The sequence below is a fragment of the uncultured Victivallis sp. genome (genome assembly GCF_944391105.1).
In the GTDB taxonomy this organism is placed as follows: Bacteria; Verrucomicrobiota; Lentisphaeria; order Victivallales; family Victivallaceae; genus Victivallis.
The window spans coordinates 1-24,131 of sequence record NZ_CALXSK010000034.1 but is presented as its reverse complement, the minus strand read 5'-3'; the positions used below and the strand labels follow the sequence as shown (position 1 = coordinate 24,131).

Below are 24,131 nucleotides of genomic sequence, written 5' to 3'. Positions count from 1 at the left end.
TCAGGCTCACTTCTTGATTTCGGTGTAACTTCCGGCGACTTCACGCAACAGGATTTCGGTCTCGGCCATATGTTCGCCGAGATCGCGGGCGATCTTCTGGCAGGTGATGATGTTCTTTTGAATCACCTTGCGCGCCTTTTCGGAAACCTGCTCGCGATGAAGTTCGAGACTCGTCACATCCTGGATAATCGCACCGACGCTCTGGTTCTGCGCGATGCAGAAAACGCTGACATTCAAAATCTTGTCGCCGCACACCTGATTGTGCCGCTCCACCTCTCCGCCGGAGATCAGCGCCGCCGCCACCAGATCGCTGAAATCCGCGAACGCCCCGAGCTCCGCCCCGGTCAACCCGCCGCAGGAGTCGTAGGCGAGCACCGTGTCTTCGTCGAAGAGTTCCGCAAAGCGGCGGTTGCACTCGACGATCTTCATATGACGGTCGACAATCACCACCCCCGCCGGAATGTAACGGATCAGCGCATTGCTCTTCTTCTGCGCAAGCTGCCGCAGATAAGAGACGCACATACCGATCTCCGCCTTGTTCGCCAGCAGCGCCTTCGCGAAGTCGCGGCAGCTGAAGTACCCGCAGCCGCCGCAGTTGAGTTCGTCCGCCGGCGTGAACTTGCCGACCGACGCGAGTGCGTTCTTGATATCCTCCTCGGTCACTTCCGCGTCACTTTGGGGTTCGGCGACAATCCGTTCGTCGATCGGGACTTCAACTTTGCGCGACAGGCTGTTCGAACCGTCGTAACCGCGCGCGACCTGGAAGATCGACGAGAGCGTTCCGGCATTCTCCTGCGGCATCACCGGCCCGTTCACACAGCCTCCGGAACAAGCGAGGCACTCGATGAAGAGCCGGCAATCTCCCATCTCCTCCCTGGTCGGTGACTCCTTCAGCAGCCGCGCAAGATTCTGCAGCCCGGAAACCGCGTGAAAACGGATGTTCCCGCCTTTCGGATCGCGCAGTGTATCGTTCATGCCGCCTTCAACGGCGTAGATTTTTCCCTCCCGCGCCCGCTCCGGAACCATTTCGACGTAGTCGCCGCGGTTGATCTTGCCGGGATCGATGTTCTCGGACGCAAGCCATTCGGCCAGATCGCTGAAGGTCAGCGCCAGATCGAGCAGCTGCTCGTGGCGGTCCGCCTCATTCTTCTTCGCCGCGCACGGGCCGAAAAACACAACTCCGATGTCGTCTCCGAACTCCCTGCGCAGCAGCTTCGCATGGGAAAGCAGCGGCGAAAGCACCGATGTGATCTTTGGAACATACAGGGGAGCGTACTTCTTCACATAATCGACCACCGCCGGACAGGCGCTCGAGAGATAAATGCCCGGCTCGGCAGTCGCGAGGAACGCTCCGGTTTCGGCGCTGACCGCCTGCGCTCCGAGCGCCGTTTCACTGACGCCCGCAAATCCGAGACGTTTGATCGCCGCAGCCAGAGCCCCGGGCTCATACTGCTTGAAGTAACTCACAAACGACGGCGCAAGCGAAGCATAGACCTTCTTTCCGCTGCCAAGCAGATAGCGGGCGCGTGCGAGGTCCGGCCGGATCTTCTTCGCATGGGCGGGGCAGACCTTCACGCACATGCCGCAGGCCACGCAGAGCTCCTGAATCACCCCCGCCCGGCCGTCAACGATGCGAATGGCCTTGCACGGACAGTGACGAATGCATTTGTAGCAGTCATGACAGATGTTTTCCGTCGTATATACCGGGAAATGCAGATTCATGGTCGATGTTCTCCGTAGTAAGATATAGAAGGATTACGCGGGCATTCGCAATCGTTTCCATGCGCTCAGGCGCGCGGCGGAAGCAGCTTCTTCAGCAGATCGAGCATCACACCCGGATCGATTTTGCTGTAGAATTCCCCGTTGATGATGACATTCGGGCCGTCGGCGCACTTTCCCTGGCAGAGAGTTCCCGAGAGCTCCACGTCGACCTCATCCTGATAGGAGTTTCGCGTGAGGTAATCCTCCACGACTTTGATGTTCTCCTCGTTCCCGCGCGCAAAGCACGAGCTTCCCAGACAGATCACGATTTTCGGTTTTGCCATTTTCCCGCCTTGAATTGAATTCCGATGCAGTCTATGCAATGTACTGGTGTGAGCGGCGATTTTCAAGACCCATGGAGAAAAAATCGTGAGATATTTCCGACGAAAACGAAAAAACGGATGCGGGAAACTCCCTTTTCCCGCATCCGTGTTGAACGGTGAATTACATCGCCATGGACTTTTCACCGGACAGCGCGGCCCGGTGTCCAGTGTATTCAGCTCCGTAATAGACCTTCAACAACATCTCCTTGATCTCGGAAACCAGCGGATACCGCGGATTTGCGCCGGTGCACTGGTCGTCGAACGCCTTGAGCGCGAGCTCGTCGAGCTGCGCGAGGAAGGTCGCCTCGTCGATGCCGTACTCCTTGATGCTCTTCGGAATCTCAAGTTCGGTCTTGAGTTTTTCGATCGCTTCGATGAGCTTTTCGATCTTCTCATCGTCGGTGCGCCCGCCGAGTCCGCAGTAGGTTGCGATGTTCGCATAGGCCGCCTTCGCATTCGGATACTTGTACTGCGGGAACGTGCCCTGCTTGGTCGGGACGTCGGTCGCGTTGAAGCGGATCACTTCGCAGATCAGCATCGCGTTCGCAAGACCGTGCGGAATGTGGTACATGCCGCCGAGTTTGTGCGCCATCGAATGGCAGACGCCCAGGAACGCGTTCGCAAACGCCATGCCGGCCATGGTCGAGGCGTTGTGCATGTGCTCCCGCGCCTCCTCGTCCATCGCGCCGTTGCCGTAGCAGCGCGGCAGGTATTCGAAGACGAGCCGGGCCGCCTCGTTCGCAAGCGAATTCGTGTAGTCGCTGGCCATGACCGAGACGCGTGCCTCAAGCGCATGAGTCAGGGCGTCGATGCCGCTGTACGCGGTCAGCCGCTTCGGCATCTTCATCACGAGCTGGGTGTCGATGATCGCCATCTTCGGAGTCAGCGCGTAATCAGCAAGCGGATACTTGTTGCCGGTTTCGGCGTCGGTGATGACCGCGAACGGCGTCACTTCCGAACCGGTTCCGGAGGTGGTCGGAATCGCGACCATGGTCGCCTTCTTTCCGAGTTCCGGCAGCTTCACGATCCGCTTGCGGATATCCATGAACCGCATCGCGACATCCTCGAAGCTGATTTCCGGCTGCTCGTACATGAGCCACATGATTTTCGCCGCGTCGATCGGGCTGCCGCCGCCAACCGCGATGATCGCATCGGGCTGGAAGGAGTTGATCCGCTCGAGTCCCTTGCGGGCGAGCTGGATGGTCGGATCCGGCTCGACGTCCGCAAACACTTCGGTCGCAATGCCCATCTTGTCGAGCGCATGCAGCAGATCGTTCAGGATGCCGGTCGAGTAAAGGAACTTGTCCGTTACAATGAACGCCCGCTTGCGTCCCGCAAGGTCGCCGATCGCCACCGGCAGACAACCGTATTTGAAATAAACCTTTTCCGGAATCCGGACCCACAACATATTCTCTCTCCGTTTCGCAATCGACTTGATGTTCAAAAGCTGCATCGGCGTGACGTTCTCACTGACCGAGTTGCCGCCCCAGCTGCCGCAGCCGAGCGTCAGAGACGGATTCAACGCGAAGTTGTAGATGTCGCCGATCGCTCCCTGGCTCGATGGCATATTGACCAGCGTCCGCGAGGACATCATGACGTGACCGTAATATTTCGCCCGCTCGAAATTCTGGGAATTCGTGTAGAGCACGCTCGTGTGTCCGAGACCGCCGTACGCGAGCAGCTTCTTCGCGTTCTCGACCGCCGCCTCAAAGTCCTTGGCCTTGTAGAGCGCGAGAACCGGGGAGAGCTTTTCGCGGCTGAACGGGTAATCCGGACCGACGCCGTCGGTCTCGGCGATCAGCACCTTCGTGTTGGACGGCACGGTCACACCGGCCATTTCCGCAATTTTGTAGGCGCTCTGCCCGACGATCTTCGGATTGAGTTTGCCGTCGATCTGGATGAGGTCGCCGACCTTCTTCGCCTCTGCCTTCGTGAGGATGTGGGCGCCGCGGTAGGCGAACTCCTTCTTGACCGCATCGTAAATCGCCGCAACCGCCGTGACCGACTGCTCGGATGCGCAGATCATACCGTTGTCGAAGGTCTTGCTCTGAAGAACCGAGCTGACCGCCATCTTGATGTCGCAGGTTTCCCCCATCACCACCGGAGTGTTGCCGGGGCCGACGCCGACCGCCGGGGTGCCGCTCGAATAGGCCGCCTTCACCATGCCCGGGCCGCCGGTCGCAAGAATCAAACTGATGTCCGGGTGGCACATCAAATGGTTCGAAAGCAGTACAGAAGGTTCCTCGATCCAGCCGATGATCCCCTCCGGAGCTCCCGCCTTCACCGCCGCCTCAAGGACGATCCGTGCCGCTTCAATCGTGCTCTTCTTGGCCCGCGGATGGGGACTGAAGATAATGCCGTTCCGGGTCTTGAGCGCGAGCAGGGACTTGAAAATCGCCGTCGACGTCGGGTTCGTGGTCGGAACAATGCCGGCGATCACGCCGACCGGCTCGGCAACCTTCGCGATTCCGTAGGCCTCGTTCTCCTCGATGACGCCGCAGGTCTTCATATCACGGTATTTGTTGTAGATATACTCGGACGCGAAGTGGTTCTTGATGACCTTGTCTTCCACCACGCCCATTCCGGACTCCGCCACCGCCATCTGAGCCAGCGGAATCCGCGCGTTGTTCGCCGCGAGCGCCGCAGCCGCAAAGATCTTGTCGACCTGCTCCTGCGTGTACTCCGCGTACTTGATCTGTGCCGCCTTCACCCGCCCGATCAGCTCGTTCAGCATCTCACGGTCGCGCTCTTCCTTCAACTTCTGCTCCTCAGTCATCGGAACTTGTTTCTTTTCAGCCATGATCCAGCCCTCCTGCCTCTATCTCAAGTGTCGTGTTTCCGCCTTTTGGATAACGCAATATCGATATTTTAACATCGATATTTTTTTATCTAAACCTAATATAAACCTTCTTTATAAAATTGCAAGCGGAATTTCTCAGATTTCCGGGAAAAAAATGTTGCTTTTCCGTGAAGGGGTGATTATACTATGAAAAAAGGAAACCGGAACAGGAGATGGGAACGATGCCGGGAACGAAGGAACTGACCGCGAAAGCGCGGGAACTGCTGGAAAAGGACGCCGTGCTGATTACGGCGGCGGAGTACAAAAACGGTGTGATGGAACGGGTGCAACTGTACTTCCGTTCCGAACGTGAAGCGGTGATGGACATCGTCAACAAGGACGACCTCGTCCAGAATTTTCCGGACGAAGGCGTCTATGTCCTGACCGACCATGGCTTGAAGCGGGTCGAGATGTTCGAGGGCGAAGAGGACATGTATTTCCGCATCGACGGCACGCACGAGGAGAAGGATGATTTCGGTCCGATCCCCTCGGTGCGATTTCTGGAGACGGTGGAAGCGGTCTGCGGCCTGCGCTTTTCCTGAAGCCGCGGCGGATCATTTGTGAAGTTTCTGCGCATCCTCGCGTCTGCGGCGTACGCGTTCCTTGAGGAAATTGCGCCGCTGGCGGTGGTCCGCGATGAGAATGACCAGACTCAACCCGCCTGAGATCAGAAACCCGAACATGCCGATGACCGAGGTGTTTTCCCCCCAGTAGGGCGGAATCTTCGCGACGACCAGGAGGGCTGAACCGACCAGCAGCGCCGAAACGAGCATCGACCGCGACAACCGTTCGCCGGTGACGTAGAGCGTCTCTTCGATATCGTTGAGCCGGTGATGCTCAACCCGCAGCGTGAGGCGTCCCTCCTCAAACTTCGACATGACGTCGCGCAGCGAAACCGGCAGCCGCTCCAGTGCGGTGAGGTTCTCCCCGAAATTGTCGAGGAACCGGCGCAGATGGTTGCGCGGATCAAAACCGCGCAGCTTCATCTTCCGGATGAACGGCTCGACCATCTCGACGATCTTGAGTTTCGGGTCGAAGCTCCGCCCGATCTGTTCGATTGTGATGAGCGCCTTGAACATCATGTAAAGGTTCGGCTTGAGCGCCATGTGGTACTTCTCGAACAGTTCGAGCAGTCGTTCGAGGATGCGCGCAACGCTGATTTTCTCCAGCGGCAGGTTGATGTTTTCGCAGATCAGGTCGGCGGCATCGCGTTCGAGTTCATCGCGGCTGCCGGCGTATTTCCCCGTGATCGTCATATGCAGCGCGCAGTCGATCATCAGCGAAATCTCGTCGCGAAGCAGATAATCCATCACCTTTACAAAATCGTTGCGCTCCTTCATACTGACCCGGCTCATCATCCCGAAATCAATGAAAACCAGAATATTGCCCGGCTCTATGAAAATGTTTCCGGGATGCGGATCCGCATGAAAAAAACCGTATTCGAAAATCTGGCTCAACAGCGAATTCACCCCCGTTTCCGCGAGAAATTTCAAATCGTATTTCTCCCGTTTCGCCGGATCGGCCAGAATCGATGCGACCGAGTCTCCGTGAATTCGCTCCATCGTGAGCACCCGTTCCGAAGAGAGTTCGTCGATGAGCGCCGGCACCTTCATGTGCGGTGTGCCGGCCATGTTCTTGCGGAAAAGCAGCAGATTCGCCGCCTCGGCCCGGTAGTTCAGCTCCCGCTTGAGTGAATAGGCGAATTCCGACACGATCCGGGAGGGTTCCATCCGTGCAAACCCCTCGGAATACTCCTCCATCTTCACCGCGATGAAGCGCATGATCTCCAGATCGGTGTTGATCGTTTCGACAATCCCGGGACGGCGCACCTTGACCACGACCTCCATGCCGTCCGGAAGTCGAGCGCCGTGAACCTGTCCGATGCTCGCCGCCGCAATCGGCTCCCGGGAAAACTCCAGAAACAGCTCCCCCACGGATCTGCCGAACTCCTGCCGGATGATCGATTCGACCTCCGAAAACGGAAACGGCGGAACATGTTCGGTCAGTTTGGCAAGTTCATCCGTATACGCCTTCGAAATCAGGTCGGTACGGGTCGAGAGAATCTGCCCGAGCTTCACGAACGTCGGCCCGAGCTCCTCAAAAAGCATCCGCAGCTTCTCCGGGCGCGAATAGCGCACCGAACCGCTCCCGCCGCTCTTCTTCATCCAGTGAAACCGGTGGTTCGGATAGATGTTCTCCGCCAGATCGCAAAATCCGTAACGCCCCATGAGTTCCACGATTTTGAAAAAACGGCGCACCGTCCGGTAATCGTGGCTCAATCCATTCGGCATAAGCAACTTCAGCATTTCCGCCTGCCCTCCTCTTCAACAAAGATGTGAAATTCGGCCCGCACAACAAGCTCCCGGCGCGGAGCAAACCGCCAGTTCAAATGAAACTGGCGCCCGCGCTCCCGGCGCGGAACCGCCTCTCCTGCGCTCCCGTTCGGATAGCTGTAACGATCCCCGACTGTGAACTCCGGTTCCTCCGGGCCGGTCACTGCAAAGCGCACAAAACAACGCGCATCCCCGATGCGAAACTCCTCCCCTTCCCGCTGCGGGGCCGTGTCGGCATGCAGACGCCAGTCGACCGAAACCGGATGATCCGCTTCGATCTCGTCAGTCACGACCAGAACGCCGGTCACATGGTTGAACACAAGCGTCCGCAGATATTTCGTCAACATCGGATAAGCCGGTTCCAGATGCAGTTTCAGACGGGAAACGTCGCCGTTTTCGAGCTCCGGCTCGATGCGCCCGGTCGCCTCGGCGCTCTCCTTCTTCTGTCCGCATCCATCGACCAGGATGCAGTTCGCCGCGACCGTCTGCTGCGTCCAGACCCGGTGGTGCTCCTCGCCGAACTGATAGCCGAAACTCCCGGAGGGGATGATCAACCCCCTGCCCCCCGCAAGAATCGCGAAATCCCCCTGATCTGCATGCTGGTGACTCGGCGTCCCGTAGCGGCTCGCGCGCGCAAACACCGCGATGTCACGCTCCGGATGACGCAGATCCGTGTGCAGACTCGCAAGTCCGGCATCGAGCGAAACATAGCTGCGGTCGCTCCCGACCCGCGGCAGCTCGTGCAACTTTGCGCGCGGCGCCGGAACGATCACATCGAGCAGATGCAGTTCGTAGTGATCGACCGCCTCATCGCAGCGGCGGGAGAATTCGCGCGCCGTCTCCGGCCCGAACCGTTCGGCGTAAACCCCGAATGGATTCTGCGCCTGAAACCCCGGCCACTCTCCGCGGGTATCCCAGTGACCGTCCCCGAACGGATGAGACTCCATCCCCGGCGCCGCGAAATGGGTGAAAAACTCCGCCACATGCCGGTAAAACGGCTTTGCAAAGAACGAAAAACCACTGAGTCGCTCAACCGCAAAGAAGAACGGCAGAAACCACTTCGTGTAGCTCGAGGCGTAAAACACCCCCTCGGCCCAACCCCCGTCCCGTCCGCCATAGTGCGGAAAAATCGAACCGTAAACATCAAGCGCATACGCAAGATACCGCTCACACTCCGCCTCCGGAATCATACCATGCAGGACAAGCGCGAGCTCTCCGAGGTAGGCCGGCAGCCGCCCGGAGTGGGAAAATCCCGGATTCCCCGCGAAATTCCCGTTCACCAGAAGCTCATACACCTGCCGGGCATACTCCCGGAGCGTCGCCGCAACCCAGTTCCGCTCCTTCGGTGAAAGCAGCTCATACACCCAGTCGAACACCGCCGGAAGCGTCCGCACGATCGACAGTCCGATCTCGTCTCCCCACTCCCCTGAAACCGAGCACGGCCCGGCCGGATTCCACTCGCAGACCGTCAGCAGCGCACTGCGTGCAAACTCCCCCGCCTCGCGATCGCGCCGGAAAAGCCACAAAAGCGCACACGCAACCGTATCGCGATCGAGAAAACGGCGCACCTCGTCAAGGGCGCTGCGGTAGTCGATCCGTCCCCCTTCCGGTTTCCAGAAGTCGGGATAACGCATGAGACCGTCCGCGAACGCGATTTCCCGGTTGCGTTCAAGACGGTCGAGCTGCCTCCGGCATGCGTCCGCAAGCGGTGCGAGATCCCCGGGAAAATAGATGTGTCGCGGCCGCTCTTCCGGCAGCGCGTCGAGCAACGCCCGCGCGGTTGGAGGCAGAAAAAGCTCCGCATTCTCCGGAATGAGGAAAGACCATTCCCCCCGTTCGGCATCGCCGGCAAACACATTCCACGAGTAGCGTCCCGGAGCGAACGGGACGGAAAACCGCAGGAAGTTGACCGGGGTCTCACGCTCCACGACAATCCGCCCGGCCGCGTTCCTCACCACCACCCGGTAACACTCCGCCCCCGGCTCTGGAACCCATTGCAGCGAAGGGGGATTCAACAGCACGCACTCTCCCGGCTCAGGAGCGGGAAACACCGTACAGGCCGCTCTCTGCTGAGGAAGTCTCATTTCTCCGCTCCCTTGTGGAACCAGTGGTACTCTCCGGTTTCGGGATCGATCCTGCCGATCTGCCGAGCCGGAGTTCCGGCCATGATCGCAAAATCGGGGGTGTCCCGGGTGACAACGGAATTTGCACAGATCAGATTCGCGCATCCGATCGTCACGCCGTTCGTAACCGTACAGCCGGAGCCGAGCCAGCTGCCGTCGCCTACGGTAATCGGCCTGGGCGCATCGCGTTTCACGGCGAAACTCCGGGTCTCAGGATCGAACCGATGGTTCCCGGCCGGGAGCGAGCAGTGCGGCCCGATGAGCACGTTTCGACCGATCCGGACGTTGCCGTTCAAATAGCAGTAAAGCCCGATGAAACTGCCCGCTCCGATCCGGTTCGAACCGATCCGGACGACCGCCCCCGGGGCGATCTGCACGTCGTCGCCGAAGCCGAGCAGCCGGGCACGGCGGAGATTGTCCTCCCGGTTATCGGACAGACAGCAGTAGCGGGTGAACCGCTCAAACTCCTCCTCGTCGATGCCGCAAACGCAACGCTCTTTCGAATCCGTCCCCATATCACCCTCCGTTGTTCCGCCGGCCTGTCCGGGTCTAGCGCTTCTTCTGCGATTTCTGCAGCGCCTCCTCGGCGGCGGGGGAGTGAACCGTCACGGCAAAGACCGGACTCTCGACATTCACCGACTTCAGATTCAGCCGCGCCTTGATGAAGAACCTGCGCTCCATGTCATCCGGAACCTTCAACGCCCGGACAATCCGCAAACTTCGACTGATGAACACCTTGTTCCCCGGGGAGAGTTCCAGCGGGAAGCGGAAGTCCGGCGCATTCGGATCGGCATAACGGGTCATGGCGCTCTTGAGCTCCTCGCCCTCCAGATCCTGCCGCCAGTCATAGTCGATCGGGACCCAGAGATCTTCGTTCGGATCGGTCATTCCTTCAAACCACGGCTGGCAGAAGAGTTCAATGTTCTTCGGCTCGTCGGCATACCATTCGGGAATCCGCACGGGCTGCGTGTCGGTGTTCGTCAGCGAAAAGTTGAGCCGCCCGGAAGTGCCGGCCACGAGATCCCGCCGCCCTTCAAGATCGAGCTCAAGTTTATAACGTTCGATCGGAGCATATTCCGGCAGCGGCAGCGAACCGGCCACAAATCTCTGCTCCTTTTTCTCCTCCTCCACGCGCACGCAACCGGAGAGCGCAAACAGCACCACCGCGGCAACCGGAATCCACCTTGTCATATCAAAAAGCTCCTTTCCCTTACCTCAATTTTGAAATCGCTTTCAGAATCTCCATGCGCTCGGCCGGGTCGGCGGAGCCGCGCAGTCTTCTCATGAGTTCAGCCCGGCTTTCGCGACTGCGCTCGCGGTGCAGCTGTGCGACGGCGTCGCGCAAAGCCTTTTCCGGATCGGCGAACTCCCTGCGCTCGACCAGAACCCGGCTGATTTCCGGAGCCGGCTCCTCAAGCTGCAGATCCGCCAGAAGGGAAGCGGCATGTTCATGCTCGCCGTTCAGCGCGGCGCCGATCACAACGTTCAAAGCCTTTTCCACCGGATTCGACTCGTCGAGCGTCTCGTTTTCCCCATCGAAAATCTCCCCGAGACGGCGCGCCGCATCCTCCGACAGAAGCGCGAGCTCAAGCAGAGTCAGAAGAGCAGCTGAAAGCCCGGGCGAAAGCGTTTTCCCCGCCGCGACATCGCGTCCGGACGCCTGCGGACGGGAAGAGACCTCTTCCGACTCCCGCGCCGGACGGAACGCCTCGGCTCTCCGCGCTCCGCTCTGCACGAGCCGCAGTTCGGAATAAAACGCCTCTTCGCTGACCTGCAACAGTGTCGCCGCCTGGCGGATATACAGTTCGAGTTCGACCTGGTTCGTAACTTTCAGCAGATAACCGGCAACCTCCGCCGCCGCCTGGCCGCGTCCGGCGGGCGAATTCATATCATAACGTTCCGGCAGCGAACCGGCCAGAACCTCAAGCCACGGAACGGCAGCGTCGACCGCAGCCACGACCGCCGCCGCTCCGCCGTTTCGGAACAGTTCGTCGGGATCCTTGCCGCCGGGAATCCGGATTACCCGGACCTCCATCGAGAGCGGCAGCAGAATCTCCACCGCCCGCAGAATCGCCTTCTGCCCGGCGGAATCCGCGTCGAACGCCAGATACACCCGGCTCGCATACCGCTTGAGAATCCGCGCCTGTCCCTCCGTGAACCCCGTTCCCTGCGGCGCAACCGCGCATTCGAGCCCCGCCCGGTGAAATGCAATCGCGTCAAGCTGCCCTTCGCAGAGAATCGCCATGTTCCGCTCGACCATCATCTTGCGCGCGAGCGGGAGCGCGTAGAGCAGATTGCCCTTTTTGAACACCGGGCTCTCCGGCGTATTGATGTATTTTCCGGCAACGGGTTTCGCCTCAAGCGAACGGGCGGAGAATCCGACCACGCGCCCCTGCTCGTTCGTGATCGCGAACGTGAGACGCCCCTTGAAGTGATCGAAGAGCCGCCCGGTCTCCTCCTTGCGCCGCACGATGCCGGAGACGACAAGCTCTTCATCCGTATATCCGAGCGAACGGCCGTAGCGAAGGCAGGCCGTCCAGTCATCCGGCGCGGCGCCGATGCGGAAACGTCCGGCCACCTCGCGCGGGATTCCCCGTCCGGCCAGGTAACGCGCCGCAGGCGAATCCGGATTCGACTGGAGCGTCCGCTCAAAAAAACAACACAGATCCTCGTTGATCCGGTAGAGACGTTCCCGCGCGTCGGCGCGCCGCCGCCCCGCCGCAGGGTCCGCGTCCGATCCGCTGTTTTCCGGAATCACGACCCCGACCCGGGCCGCAAGCATGTGCAGCGCGTCGGAGAAACCGACATTCTCCCGCTCCATGCAGAACCGGAACACATCCCCCCCCTTGCCGCACCCGAAACAGTGATACATCTGCCGGGCCGCGTCGACATGAAACGACGGTGTCTTCTCCTGATGGAACGGACACAGTCCTTTATAGGTGTTCGTCCCGGAACGCTTCAGCGGCACAACGCTCCCGATCAGATCCACGATGTCACACCGTGACCGGATCTCCTCGATCACATCCTTGGAAACGCCGAAAGCCATTGCGAACCGCAACCCTCTCTTCAGCGCATCTGCGTGAGTTGCGCGGAAACCCGGCTCTTCAGATCCGCATACTGCGGATCATCCCCGGCAAGACGCAGGAACGCCTGATAGAACTGCCTGCCCGCGCGGGGATTCGCCGCGTAACGGTCGAAGAAGACCCCGATGTTGTAAACCACCATCGGATTCGAACGGTCCTGCTGGTACGCCTGTGTGAACTCCTGCCGGGCGGAATCGAGCTTCCGCGCGCGAGTCAGAACAATGCCGAGCAGATTCCGGTAAGCCGGATCACTGCCGATCTCCGGAGCCACCCGGACCAGGAAGTTCAACCAGTTCCCCGCCGACGGCGAACGCAGTGCCGCAGTGGTGTTCGCAAGCAGAATGAGCGTATTCCGGTCCCGGAAATTCCGCAGTTTCGCAGCGCGGGTCAATGGCGCGAGCGCATCGGAGTAACGTGTCGGATCAGCCGCATAAAGCCGCCCGAGCGTGTACTGCGCGACAAAACTTTCGGGATTGAGCGTCGCCGCCTGCCGCGCCGCGTCAAGCGCAAGATCCCGTTCCCCGAGCTTTTCATGCGCGATCGCGCGCAGCACAAGCGCCGGAACGCTGTTCTCCGAAAGCGATTCCGCACGTTCGGCCATTTTGAGCGCCTTCTTCCAATCCCCGTTCGCACCGTATGCGGCTCCGGCATTCAGACATTCGTCCACCGTATTCGGTCCGCAGCCGGCGGCGAGAATCAGCAGTGCGGCCGCGACGCCGCAGCAGAGGATCCCGGTCATTCGTTTCATTGTCCCACCTTCCTGTAAAAAAATTGCTCAGCAGCGTTTCCGCCACGCATTGAATCCGAGTCCGAACAGATAAACCGTCGAAGCCAGCACCACGATCGCCGGACCGGACGGCAGATTGAACCAGTAACTTCCCAGCAGTCCCGTCACCACAAAAAGACAGCTCAGCACCGTCGCGAGCACCATCATCGACCAGAGATGCCGCGTGAAACACCCCGCCGTCGCCGCCGGCAGCGTCAGAAGCGCAATCACAAGGATGATGCCGACCACATTGATGAGCAGCACAATCGCCAGCGCCGTCAGAATCAGCAGCGCGAAGTAGATCAGCTTCACACGCACCCCGCGCAGTTCCGCGAACGTCCAGTCGAACGACATCGCGAGAATGTTGTTGTAAAAAAACAGCGTCGGCGCTAAAATCAATACGTCCAGCCCGATCATCATGTACACTTCGCTTCTCGTAAGCAGGAGAATGTTCCCGAACAGATATCCCTGCCAGTCGACGTATCCGCGCGTCCAGTTCAGAAACAGCAGCCCGATCGACATCCAGAGCGCCCAGACCACGTTGATGATCGTATCCTCCCGCTCGCGGGCGTAAAGATTCACCGTGCCGACCACGAGTGCAGCGGAGACCGCCCCGACTACCGCGCCGATCATCGGAGAGAGTCCCGGCAGCGCAAGCTGCTGAAGAAACAGTGCCGCGCCGATCCCGCCGAGAGCGGCATGAGACGCCGCCCCCGCCAGCGAACTGATCCGGCGCGTGACCACCATCGTCCCGACGATTCCGAGCGCCACGCTCGAAAGCGCCCCCACCAGCAGCGCATACCGCAGAAACGCCATTTCCGGGCGGAACAAATCGGTAAAGAGGTTCATTTTCCCGCCTCCTCGCCCGCGGCATAAGGCTCGCGCCTGCGGTGTTCACAGTTGCAGAAACAGGCATGGTCGTGCTTGATGAGGTTGACCTGATGGTGATAGACCTCGTTCGCCGTCTCCGCCGAAAAGGCCGCCGCCTCGTGAACCGTCACCCGGCGGTTCACGCAGATCACAAGGTCGATTTCGCGGTTCACGAAGCCGAGATCGTGCGACACGGTCAGCACGGTCATGCGGCGGCGCAACACGTCGAGCGTGGAGTAGAACTGTTCCTCGGCACCGGGATCGATATTCGCAGTCGGCTCGTCCAGCAGCAGAAGTTCCGGCTCACACGCGAGCGCCCGGGCGATCAGAACCCGCTGCCGCTGGCCGCCGGAAAGCTCGGAGAACCGACGCGGCCCAAGGTCCGGAATCCCCATTTCGCGAAGCGCATTCCGCGCCGCCTCCCGGTCGGCGGCCCCGTAACGACCGAAGAACCCCCGGCGCATCCGCCCCATGAGCACAACCTCGAACACCGTGACCGGAAACGCGGCATCGAGCTGGTGATACTGCGGCATGTAGCCGATCAGCGGTCTGGCCGCGATCGGCGTTTTTCCGAACACCCGGATCTCCCCCTTCTGCGGGGTCAGGAGCCCGAGCAGCAACCGCATGAGCGTGCTTTTTCCGCCGCCGTTCGGTCCGACGATGCAGCCGGAGCGGCCGCGTTCGATCCGGAACGTCACATCCTCAAGCGCCGGAACGCCGGGCTCGTAACCGAAACTCACGTGCGAAAGTTCGACAATGGTCTGCGCGGAGGAATCCATCGCTCTCATTTCCCCTTTTCCGCGGAAAAACCCTCTTTGAGGGCGTCAGTCATCGCACGGATGTTTGCGGGAATATCCGCGGCGAGCGCGTCAAGTCCGGCGACCTTGCCGCCGATCGCCTCCCCGAGCGCGCGGGCGCTGGCCGGATTGAACTGCGGCTGAACGAAAACGACCCGGACGCCATGCTCCCGTGCCAGTTTGATGATCTCGGCAAGGCGGCCCGTCGTGGCCTCCCGTCCGCCGAGTTCGATCGCTTCCTGCCGGAGCCCGGTCATCTTCGCGAAATACCCGAACGCGGGATGGTAGACGAAAAAACCTTTTCCCGCATAAGGTGCGAGCTCGTTCCTGGCATACGCGCCGCTCTCGGCGAGCTTCTTCTTCAAAGCCGCGAGGTTCGCTTCGTAGTATGAGGCGCCTTCGGGATCGGCCTCTTGAAATGCTTTTGCGATGTTCCCGGCAATGACAGCCGCATTGTCAGCGGAGAGCCAGACATGCGGATCGAACGCCCCGTGGGCATGATCCTCGGCACAGGCGGAACAGGCGGCCTCCTCTCCGGAGTGGTCATCGGTGCAGACCTCGCCGGGCTTGTGATGATGCGCACACTCGTGATCATGAATCACCGCCCCCTCGTGGCGGTGTGACGGATCGTCGCAGCCGGCGCCGTCGAACGGGATCCGCTCGACGCCCTGACTGACGTCGACCACACGCGTCCGGGACGAATCGAGCGGCCTGCTGACCGTATTCTCGAAACTCATTCCGGTCGTGAAGAAAAACCGGGCTGACGCCGCGCCGCGAATCTCCCGCGGGCCCGGCGAATAATCGTGCGGACTGCGCCCCTCCGGCAGCATTGAGCGGGAGTCCACCCGCTCGCCGCCGACGGCGGAAGCGAGGTAGGCGACCGGCGGCAATCCGCTGTACACAAGCATGCGCCCGGAGGCGGCGGAACCGCTCTCGGACTCCCCGCAGCCGGCGAGAAACAGCGCAGCAAGCAATACCGGAATCCGATCGAAAAAATGAAATCGCATAAATCAACACCTTCCTTCAACTGTAATTATAATTAAGATACGCGCTCCCCCACTCAAAGTCAAGCGAAAAAACGTCCTTCCGTCGTTACAGGAGACTTTTTTTCGCCTGTCCGCTTGCAATAGATATCTTTCAGGTGTATAGTTTAAAGCCATTTATATTTGGTTTTCACAAAAATAAAAGAACAGGAACCATGAAGAAAATCTTTTTGACCGGCATCACCGGTCTCGTCGGCAGTGCTTTCGTTGTGGCTTTGCTTCGGGAGCGTCAGGATTGCGAGTTCGTCTGTCTCGCACGGAAAAGTCCGGTAAAGAGTGCGAAACAGAGAACCGAGGAGATTATCCGCGACGAGTGCAAGTTCGACGGCTGTCCGGAACTGGCGGATCAGATTCTCTCCAGGGTTCAGGTGATCGAAGGGGACGTCGTCACCATCAACCCGGCCGAGCTGGCGAAAGATCCGCTGCTCAAGGGCGTCGATGTGATTTTCCACTGCGCGGCGGATGTGAACCTCGGCCAGGATCCGACCGGAAAAACCTTCCGGATCAACTACGAGGGGACCAAAAACATGGTCGAACTCGCGAAGCTGCTCAAGGTGAAAGAGTTCCATTATGTCGGAACCGCTTATATCGCCGGGAAGCTGGCCGGGACCGCGCTGGAGGACAAGCCGGTCGACAACGGATTCAACAACCCCTACGAAGAGAGCAAATTCAAGGCGGAGATGCTCGTGCGCGAATCGGGAATCCCGTTCACGATCTACCGTCCCGCGATCATCACGGGCCGCCGTTCCGACGGACGGATCCGCAAGCCGCTGGCGTTCTACCGCATTCTTGAATTCCTCGGCAAACTCAAGAGTCACCGCTGCACGAAACTTGGAATTCCGCATGTGCAGCCGGTCGACCTCGGAATCAACTTTGCGACGATTCCCTCCGAGCACGTCTACTTCGTGCCGATCGACTATGTGCAGGAGGCGATCACGGCGCTCTTCCAGCAGCCGGTCACGAACACCGCCTACCATGTCACCGGCGACAGTCCGCTTACGACCCGCCAGATCCAGGACGCGGTCTGCGGCGTGCTGCGGCTCGAAGGGGTGTCGATCGATCCGAACGAAAATCTGCCGAACCGCGACAACAAGCTCATGAGCCGGTTCCTCGGCGATCTTTTCCCGTACTTCTCGTCGGACATCGTCTTTGATCAGAGCAATGTCCGCAAGGCGCTCGGCGACAAGATCCTCGACTGGGAGTATGGCACGAAGGGGCTCGAAATTCTGATCCGCTCCTACTACAAGGATTACTTCCCGAAGGTCGAGTGGCTGCAGAAGCTCGCGAACACTCCGATGGGCGCGCCGGTCGAGGAGTAAACCGGAACAGGCACAGGACAATCGGAGCGGGGCGGAGCCGGAGAGACCGGACCGCCCCTTTTCGTCAGCAGATGGTCATCGATTTTCACACACACTTCTACCCGGACAAGGTCGCGGAAAAGGCGATTGCATTCTGTTCGCAGAAGATCGGCTTCTTCGCGGACGGTACCCGTTCCGGGCTGGAAGAGTCGATGCGCCGGGCCGGGATCAACCTGGCCGTGGGGCTGCCGGTCGTGAACACCCCCGCCAACAGTGCGAACATCAACGCCTGGGCCGCGCGCGAAAACCATCCGCCGATTCTCATGCTCGGCGGAATCCATCCCGATGAGCCGGATCCGCTGAAAACGCTCGACGCGATCGCCGCGGCGGGGCTGCCTGGCATCAAGGTTCACCCGGAGTATCAGCAGTTCCGTTTCGACGAGGAGCGGCTCTTCCCGGTCTGGGAGAAGTGCGAAAAGCTCGGGCTCATCGTCGTCACCCACGCGGGGTGGGATGCGATGTACGAGCCGCCTTACCACAGCGACCCGGAGTCGCTCGCGAAGTTTCATCGCCGTTTTCCGGGGCTGCGGCTCGTGCTCGCACATCTCGGCGGCATGGCGATGTGGGATGCGGTTGAAAAATACCTCGCCGGCATGGAAGTCTACCTTGATCTGGCCATGGTGGCGCGGGAATACATCACGCCGGAACAGCTGACCCGGATCATCCGGGCGCATGGTGCAGAGAAGATCCTCTTCGGCACAGACTCGCCGTGGTACGACCAGAAGAAGCAGCTCGAATTCATCCGTTCGCTGCCGCTCTCGCCGTCGGAACAGGAGCGGATCTTTTTCCGGAACGCCGCGGAACTTCTGAAACTCGATCTGCCGGGAGACGGACAATGAGGCGTTCGGAATTTGCGGAGGAGGTGAAACGGTTCAGAAAGCAGGGGAGGACACTCCTGCTCGGCGCGGGCTGGTTCTATGCGGCATGGCTGCTCGGACTCGCGACTTCCACCTCTTTGAATCCCGCATGGCTGGCTGTCGCGCTTCTGGCACCGCCGGCCGTTTTTCTGGTTCTGCTGACTCTGTTCCGCCGGAATTTTCTCAGGCGATACCGTTGTCCGAGGTGCGGCCGGGCTGTTCCGGGGCGTCTCCGGCAGATCGTCGCGACCGGCCGCTGCCCGCGCTGCGGAGAAATGGTGTTCGAGCCGGATGCGGCCTCAACCACTCCGCCGGAAGAGTTGAATCTGCACAGCGGGAAACGATTTCTTCCTCCGGCCTGTCTGGGGGGCGCCATCGTTTTGATTCTGTTCCTCGGAAGCGTCTGGAACCTGGAAACAGACGATGCCTCAAACGTGCTGTTCTTTGCCGGAGTCGCGCTCGCGGTATTGCTTGCGCCGCTCACGTTTCTGCGCGGATTCCACCCTTTCCCGCTCCGGTGTCCGCACTGTGGAGGAGAAATGAGTCTCACGCTTCTGCGGCACACGGCCCGTTGTTCGGAGTGCGGGCGGCAGCTCTGCGCGTTTCACCGGAATCCGCATGTCCCGGAGCTGCCGCCGGAATCGCATTATCTCGCCGTCCTGCGCCGGAACCGGCAAACCCGGATTTGGGCGGCGGCATGGTTTGCGGCAGTTGCGGCGGCGGCGCTCACGACGACACTCTGTTTTCGGAAGCCGTTTCTCTTGTTTCCGTTCGCGCTGACGGGAATCCTGATACTGAGCACGGCGTCGTCAAGAAACGGCAGGCGGTTGCGGGCGATCGGAGTTCCGGCGCGCTGTTCTTTCTGCGGAACGCCGTTGCGCCGGACGCAGACGCGCTGTGTATTCTGCGGCGAACGACCATTCCGCGAGGGAAAGTGACGAAAAAATTGTTTCATTCCCCTTGCGGAAACAGCGCAACCGTATTATAGTAAATCAGCAATTTCAACCGGAACATCATCGAAACCCATGGATCTTCAAGCCATCGACCCCATGACCGTTCTCTTCGCCGCGGGCGCGGCGCTGGCGCTGGTCGTCATCATCACGCTCGGGATCAAGATCGCGGGGTGTATCTTCACGCTGATGATGATCTTCCTGCCGGCGGCGATCGCGGGAAGTGTCTGCGGCTGGTACTACAACGAACAGGCGGGGTTCGCGGTGGCGGTGATCGTCGCGCTCATGATGCTGCTGCTCGTCCGGAAAAAGAAGTAACTGAGCTCACAGATTGACCGAACGAAATACGGGAGGTGGTGATGGGGAGTTTGGAACCGGTTTCCGCAAGAGTTCACGCGATTCTCGCCCGCGAATCCAATCGGGCGGTCGTCTTCCGCCGATAGTTCGACGGTAAAAAGCAGCGCTCGATCACGAGGTCGCAGGTGCGTTCAAAGGTCTCCGGCGTCACTCGCCCAGGACAGTCCCCCCGCGGCCATTCTCCCGGCCGCGGGACCGACACCAGTCGCGATTCGCCCACATGAGGGCGAATTTCATCCGTTCCCGATTCGGGGCATACAGCTTTCTCCGTTGTTCCTTCGACGCTCCTGCAGAACTCCCGGGGCGTAATACGGCGGAGATCCGCATCGATTGCCAATCTCCGGCTGCGCGCCCGGAATTCAACGCTCCACAAGCCGGATACGGCGGAATTGAGCGGGATTTTTGAAGGGGGAAAGTCCCGGCGACATCGCCGCGAAGTAGTTTGTCACTCCTTCGTCACGATCGTGGAACACCGCATTGAATCCCGCAATCGCACCGGGGCGAGGCCCGAAGGGAGTCAACTCGCTCCAGGGAACTCGAATCCGGTAGAGTATCCGCCCCTCTTCCCGGGTCACGACTGTTTCGAGCCTCCGGTCGGCCCGCCCGGTCTCCTTTTCGGCAACGGCCTGATGACACCACGGCAACTGTCCGCAGGCGACGGTAAATTCGCAATCGTTGTTGTCGTAGCCGCCACGCGGGCGGGCGTCATTGCCGCAGTCGAAGGCGAACTGCATCGAGTCACCACGCCAGATGTTCTCTCCGGAGTACGGCTGCTCGAAATGATCGTCCCGAACCAGCGCAAAGAGATACATTCCCTCCTGATCCCACGCGAGCGAAAGCCGGGCGGAGAGATCGTCCGGTCCCTGCCAGTTGATGAACGGATCAGGCGGATAGATCTCGTTGCGTTCCTCCAATACCACCTGCACGGGAAGTTCCTCGAAGGGGACGCTCTTCCAGTCACGTTTTCCGAGCGGCGCGACATCGAGCATCGGCGGCGCGGCGAAACGCATCGGAATCCCCCTGCCCCCGTCTGAGGCGCGAAACTCGATTTCCAGGTTTCGTCCGCCGACCGGCAGCGGCGCGGCGAGTTTGAGCTGCATCTCGCGCAATTCGTTTGGTTTGAGCATGAGCTTCTCCTCCGGAACTCCGTCGCCCCGGAGTGTGCCGCTCCACGGTTCGGAAAGGTTGTTGCGAACCGAAAGCGCGAGCGTCCGGTCATCGGGGAACCGTCCTTCGACAGTGAGGGGTTTGCGCTGCGCAAGCTGACGCAGTATCTGTTCCCGCTGCTCCGGAGAGGCCAACTCCAGATAATGCGGAGCCTCCCCCGGAACAAACCCGCCGGAGACGGACATTCCATAAAGATCGCGGACTTTTGCACCGCACGGATCAACCGGCTGTGCGGCGGGATCGGGCTCCGGCGCCCAGATGGCGAGATACTCCCGCCCGCCGTTCTTCCAGCCGACGGCCCGGATCTCGTCGTCGAGCAGAATCTCACTCTTCTCCGTTCCATCGAGGATCTCCCGCAACGCGGCGAAGGCACCGACCGCCGGAAGAGGACGCAATCCGTTGTCATTCCGCCAGATTCCGTATTCATAACGCCCGCCCTCCAGACATCCGGCCCCGGTGAACCAGATCATGTGCCTGAGCTGCGGGAGCGTGCGGCAGAGCAGAAAACAACGCGCCAGATACGCGGCCTGCCGTTCCGCCCAGACCGAATCGGGTTCGGCCTCGTAATCGAGTCCCCATCCGAGCTCTCCGATCCAGAGTTCGCGCCCCTTTCCATACTGTTCGAGCAGTCCGGCCGCCGCCTTCAGCTGGTCGAGCACCTTGCCGTCCTCCGGTCCGGAACAATATCCCGCCCGCGGCCCGATGTATCGCGGAAACGTGTAGGGATGAGAGGCGAGCCCGTCGATCGACTCCGCGGCAAGCCGGAACATTTCGCGCGCGAATTCGATTCCTTCGCCGGAGATATTCAGCAGCAGCGGTTTGCCGGTCGCGGTAATCTCCGAATGGAAAACCTTGTAGAGCGAGGCCAGATTTGCCGCCGCCGTTTCGCGGCCGACCCCGGCGGGTTTCAGCATGGTCAGGTCCGGTTCGTTCTGAAGTTCAAACGCTCCGGCATACGGTCCGATGTTTCCGGCCGTCCAGCGCGCAAAGGCGCGGACGGACTCCGGATCCGCCACAAGGCCGTTCTTCTTCTCCACCCAGTCGGGAGTCCGGATCATATCGGTGATCGTGAAGAGCTGGTTGAGCGGGGAACGACGTCGCGACCCACCGGCAATCAGTTCCCTGCGGCGCGGTTCGGCCGTCTGCCAGGAAGTGGAATTTCCGCGCGTCCAGGTCGATCCGAGCCTCCGCATTGCATCCTGCGGCACATAGTTGATCGAAATTCCGAACAACCCGTCCGTATGTTCCGGATCGACCTGCGGAACCACGACGAACGGCGCATACTGCCGGGCAAGCAGCTCACCGCGCTCATCCCGAAGTGTGATGCGGATCGGATAATAGCCGCACTCCCGGGCAAATTCGCACGGAATGCGCCACAATTCGGTTTTGTCCGGCGCAAGATCGAGCTTCCGCTGCAGGGAAACCTTCGCTCGGTTCAACTCGACGGAAAGCCCGGCGCGTATCGCTCTTCCGGTCGTGTTGCGCATCCGAATTTCCAGAACCGGAGTTTCTCCGGCGGTGACGATTTCGCCGCTCGCTCCGGTCGTCGCATAAAGCTCCACCTCGGAACTTGCGCGGTACGGGCCGGGCTGCGAACCGCGTTCGAGCTGAATCGCATCGATCCGCACATTCCCGCCCGCAGCCCTCGGAACGTCAAACGCGATGAAACTCCTGCGGTCCTCTCCGGTCGCCGGAATATGGAGCGTGTAACGCTCCCACTCCTGAGAAAGTTCAAACTCCCGATTCGCCAGATAGTTCCAGTTGAGATCAATCACCCGCGCCATGAGTTTCTTCCCCGGCGCGGCCTTGGCGTAAAAGCTCAGGACATACTCGTTCCCCGCCCGGATTGCATCGTGCATCAGATAGTTGTTCACCCAGGAGACCGTTTCGGCCCCCCCCTTCAGTTCGAGACAGTTCGTCCCGAAAGCGCCGTCGGTGCGGCAGACGTCGAGCGCTTCCGGCGCATAGTAGTAGATCCATCCGCCGATTCCGGTCTCGAAACTCGTGTCGCCCGGCACGAGGTTGACGCCCACGGGCTGTTCCGGCCGGGACTCCTCCGGGTTCGCCGGCTTCGCCGCGCTCCACCCCAGATTGTCGAGACGGAAGACCCCGGCAGGCTGCCGGTAACCGATCAGAATCAGGTCGAACTGTCGCGAACGATCCGGCCGGAGATTTTTTTCGTCCCGGGCCGGGCCGTTTTTCGTATAGGCATAGGTGAACTTGTCAAGCGGAATCGAAACCTTCCGCCAGCTTCCCGCCGCCGTTGCGGGCAGCGTCGCCCGAAACACATCGCGAGGTTCTCCATCCCCGGCGACCGTTTCCAGCAGAAGCGTCCCCGGAACCGCACCGCTCACCGGCTTGATCCAGAATTCGAGCGCCGCCGCGTCCGAAGGAATCGTCAACCGATTCCGTGTCACGCCACCGTAAGTCTTTGAACCGGGAAATGTGAATTCCAGCGAATGCTTCCCCCCCACCGAATCATCGCAGAGGCGGAAAACAGGCCGCTCCGACTTCGCGTCGCACCAACCGCCCCAGCTGCGCACCCCGGATTCGAAATCATCGATCAGCCCTGCTCCAAAGAGAAAAGTTCCGCAGAAAAGCGCCGAAAACAGCAAGACCAGTTTCATCGCCCATCCCCTAATTTTCCCAGAACCAGATGACGCGCGTCGGAACCCGCAGCAAGCCGAAATTCTCCACATGCCCGTCGAGCATCAGGAAATTCGCGGAGTTGTTGTGGTTGTAGCGAAGGCGCGAACTGCCGCTGTCACTTCCCTCGTTGGCCGTGTTCAGCGAAAAAAACGCCACGCCGCTGTTTATGGTGTCCGCCATCATCGCGAGGGAAGAGTGGCGTTTCGTGAAATGCGTCTTGCGGTATTTGCGGAAGGTCTCGCCGTTCATCCCGTAATGCGTCTGCGCACCGTCCCAGTCGTTCTTCGCCGGAGCTCCTTCCGGACAGCGCCAGATTCCCGCCGGAAGTGTCCCCTGGCGCCACATCGTCGGCGCGGGCTGCGTGTTGTTCAGCCCGTCCCCCGTCGTCACCAGTCCGGCACGCAGCAATGCAACCGGCCAGCGCGGCATCGCCGGATCTTCCGGCCACGAGTCCGAAACCGGATAGTAGCCGTCGGAAACATCCGTGTAAAGAGCGAAAATGGTTCCGGCCTGTTTCAGGTTGCTCACGCAACTCGCGGTCCGCGCCCGCGCCCGCGCCTGGTTCAGCGCCGGCAGCAGCATGGAGGCCAGAATCGCGATGATCGCAATCACCACGAGCAACTCTATTAATGTAAAATAGGCATTGCGTGTTCTGCGCTCACAGGAATTGGAGAAAGCCTCCGTGACCTCGGGCCGGAGCCGCCGGTCGGCGCAGGGAACAAGCTCCGCTTGCGGAAGCGGAAAGACGGTGTTGCTGAATGAATGACGTGTCATTTGGCATCTCCTATGATAAAATTCCACTTCGATGCCGGGAAAAACTCAATTTTTTACGAGTTTGAATTGAGTAAAATCCTC

Annotated in this window: 19 protein-coding genes; 5 read left to right on the top strand and 14 right to left on the bottom strand. The window is 60.3% G+C overall.

The annotated features are described in order from the left end of the window. Window positions 1-6: 6 nt before the first annotated feature. The 3 genes from Q0K10_RS10890 to adhE form a co-directional block, all read right to left on the bottom strand. On the bottom strand, window positions 7-1,722 hold the full coding sequence (locus Q0K10_RS10890; RefSeq protein WP_294506882.1) for a [Fe-Fe] hydrogenase large subunit C-terminal domain-containing protein: 1,716 nt from the start codon (window positions 1,720-1,722) through the stop codon (window positions 7-9). Between the two features lie 65 nt (window positions 1,723-1,787). Next, entirely contained in the window at window positions 1,788-2,045 is a 258-nt protein-coding gene (locus tag Q0K10_RS10885) for an NAD(P)H-dependent oxidoreductase subunit E (protein WP_294506880.1), read from the bottom strand. Between the two features lie 160 nt (window positions 2,046-2,205). After that, the gene (gene adhE / locus Q0K10_RS10880) at window positions 2,206-4,860 is read right to left on the bottom strand and encodes a bifunctional acetaldehyde-CoA/alcohol dehydrogenase (RefSeq protein WP_366942997.1); all 2,655 of its coding nucleotides are present in this window, start codon (window positions 4,858-4,860) and stop codon (window positions 2,206-2,208) included. A 245-nt stretch (window positions 4,861-5,105) separates the two neighbouring features. Between adhE and Q0K10_RS10875 the strand changes: the two genes are divergently transcribed. Further along, complete coding sequence (locus Q0K10_RS10875; protein WP_294506875.1) at window positions 5,106-5,465, top strand: hypothetical protein; 360 nt, start codon at window positions 5,106-5,108, stop codon at window positions 5,463-5,465. Between the two features lie 12 nt (window positions 5,466-5,477). On the opposite strand, the gene Q0K10_RS10870 is transcribed toward Q0K10_RS10875, so the two are convergent. The 9 genes from Q0K10_RS10870 to Q0K10_RS10830 are packed head-to-tail and all read right to left on the bottom strand — an operon-like array spanning window position 5,478 to window position 15,902. Beyond that, the gene (locus Q0K10_RS10870; RefSeq protein WP_294506873.1) at window positions 5,478-7,229 is read right to left on the bottom strand and encodes an AarF/ABC1/UbiB kinase family protein; all 1,752 of its coding nucleotides are present in this window, start codon (window positions 7,227-7,229) and stop codon (window positions 5,478-5,480) included. Then, window positions 7,223-9,340 carry a DUF4962 domain-containing protein gene (locus Q0K10_RS10865; protein WP_294506871.1) on the bottom strand — a complete coding sequence of 706 codons (2,118 nt, stop codon included), beginning with the start codon at window positions 9,338-9,340 and terminating at the stop codon, window positions 7,223-7,225. Before Q0K10_RS10865 ends, Q0K10_RS10870 begins: the two co-directional genes overlap by 7 nt. Beyond that, window positions 9,337-9,894, bottom strand: coding sequence for an acyltransferase (locus Q0K10_RS10860; protein ID WP_294506869.1), 558 nt, complete (start codon window positions 9,892-9,894; stop codon window positions 9,337-9,339). The genes Q0K10_RS10865 and Q0K10_RS10860 overlap by 4 nt, the downstream gene beginning before the upstream one ends. 34 nt (window positions 9,895-9,928) lie before the next feature. After that, complete coding sequence (locus Q0K10_RS10855; protein ID WP_294506867.1) at window positions 9,929-10,570, bottom strand: hypothetical protein; 642 nt, start codon at window positions 10,568-10,570, stop codon at window positions 9,929-9,931. A gap of 19 nt (window positions 10,571-10,589) precedes the next feature. Next, complete coding sequence (gene dnaG / locus Q0K10_RS10850; protein WP_294506865.1) at window positions 10,590-12,425, bottom strand: DNA primase; 1,836 nt, start codon at window positions 12,423-12,425, stop codon at window positions 10,590-10,592. A gap of 20 nt (window positions 12,426-12,445) precedes the next feature. Next, complete coding sequence (locus tag Q0K10_RS10845; protein WP_294506863.1) at window positions 12,446-13,210, bottom strand: hypothetical protein; 765 nt, start codon at window positions 13,208-13,210, stop codon at window positions 12,446-12,448. 27 nt (window positions 13,211-13,237) lie between these two features. Continuing rightward, complete coding sequence (locus Q0K10_RS10840; protein ID WP_294506862.1) at window positions 13,238-14,077, bottom strand: metal ABC transporter permease; 840 nt, start codon at window positions 14,075-14,077, stop codon at window positions 13,238-13,240. Beyond that, the gene (locus tag Q0K10_RS10835) at window positions 14,074-14,886 is read right to left on the bottom strand and encodes an ABC transporter ATP-binding protein (RefSeq protein WP_294506861.1); all 813 of its coding nucleotides are present in this window, start codon (window positions 14,884-14,886) and stop codon (window positions 14,074-14,076) included. Before Q0K10_RS10835 ends, Q0K10_RS10840 begins: the two co-directional genes overlap by 4 nt. Next, window positions 14,883-15,902: a zinc ABC transporter substrate-binding protein gene (locus Q0K10_RS10830; protein ID WP_294506860.1), complete on the bottom strand. Its 1,020-nt coding sequence runs from the start codon at window positions 15,900-15,902 to the stop codon at window positions 14,883-14,885. Before Q0K10_RS10830 ends, Q0K10_RS10835 begins: the two co-directional genes overlap by 4 nt. Before the next feature lie 191 nt (window positions 15,903-16,093). On the opposite strand from Q0K10_RS10830, the gene Q0K10_RS10825 reads away from it, so the two are divergent. From Q0K10_RS10825 to Q0K10_RS10810, 4 genes are all read left to right on the top strand, one after another. Continuing rightward, window positions 16,094-17,257, top strand: coding sequence for an SDR family oxidoreductase (locus tag Q0K10_RS10825; RefSeq protein ID WP_294506858.1), 1,164 nt, complete (start codon window positions 16,094-16,096; stop codon window positions 17,255-17,257). Further along, window positions 17,206-18,135: an amidohydrolase family protein gene (locus Q0K10_RS10820; protein ID WP_294506856.1), complete on the top strand. Its 930-nt coding sequence runs from the start codon at window positions 17,206-17,208 to the stop codon at window positions 18,133-18,135. Before Q0K10_RS10825 ends, Q0K10_RS10820 begins: the two co-directional genes overlap by 52 nt. Beyond that, window positions 18,132-19,091 carry a hypothetical protein gene (locus tag Q0K10_RS10815; RefSeq protein ID WP_294506854.1) on the top strand — a complete coding sequence of 320 codons (960 nt, stop codon included), beginning with the start codon at window positions 18,132-18,134 and terminating at the stop codon, window positions 19,089-19,091. Before Q0K10_RS10820 ends, Q0K10_RS10815 begins: the two co-directional genes overlap by 4 nt. Window positions 19,092-19,178: 87 nt before the next feature. After that, window positions 19,179-19,421: a hypothetical protein gene (locus Q0K10_RS10810; RefSeq protein ID WP_294506852.1), complete on the top strand. Its 243-nt coding sequence runs from the start codon at window positions 19,179-19,181 to the stop codon at window positions 19,419-19,421. A 398-nt stretch (window positions 19,422-19,819) separates the two neighbouring features. Here the strand turns inward: Q0K10_RS10810 and Q0K10_RS10805 are convergent, their stop codons facing one another. Both Q0K10_RS10805 and Q0K10_RS10800 read right to left on the bottom strand, forming a co-directional pair. Further along, window positions 19,820-23,254 (bottom strand): sugar-binding protein, encoded by a 3,435-nt coding sequence (locus tag Q0K10_RS10805; protein ID WP_294506850.1) that lies wholly within the window; start codon window positions 23,252-23,254, stop codon window positions 19,820-19,822. A 10-nt stretch (window positions 23,255-23,264) separates the two neighbouring features. Beyond that, window positions 23,265-24,050 (bottom strand): prepilin-type N-terminal cleavage/methylation domain-containing protein, encoded by a 786-nt coding sequence (locus Q0K10_RS10800; RefSeq protein WP_294506848.1) that lies wholly within the window; start codon window positions 24,048-24,050, stop codon window positions 23,265-23,267. Between the last annotated feature and the right edge of the window lie 81 nt (window positions 24,051-24,131).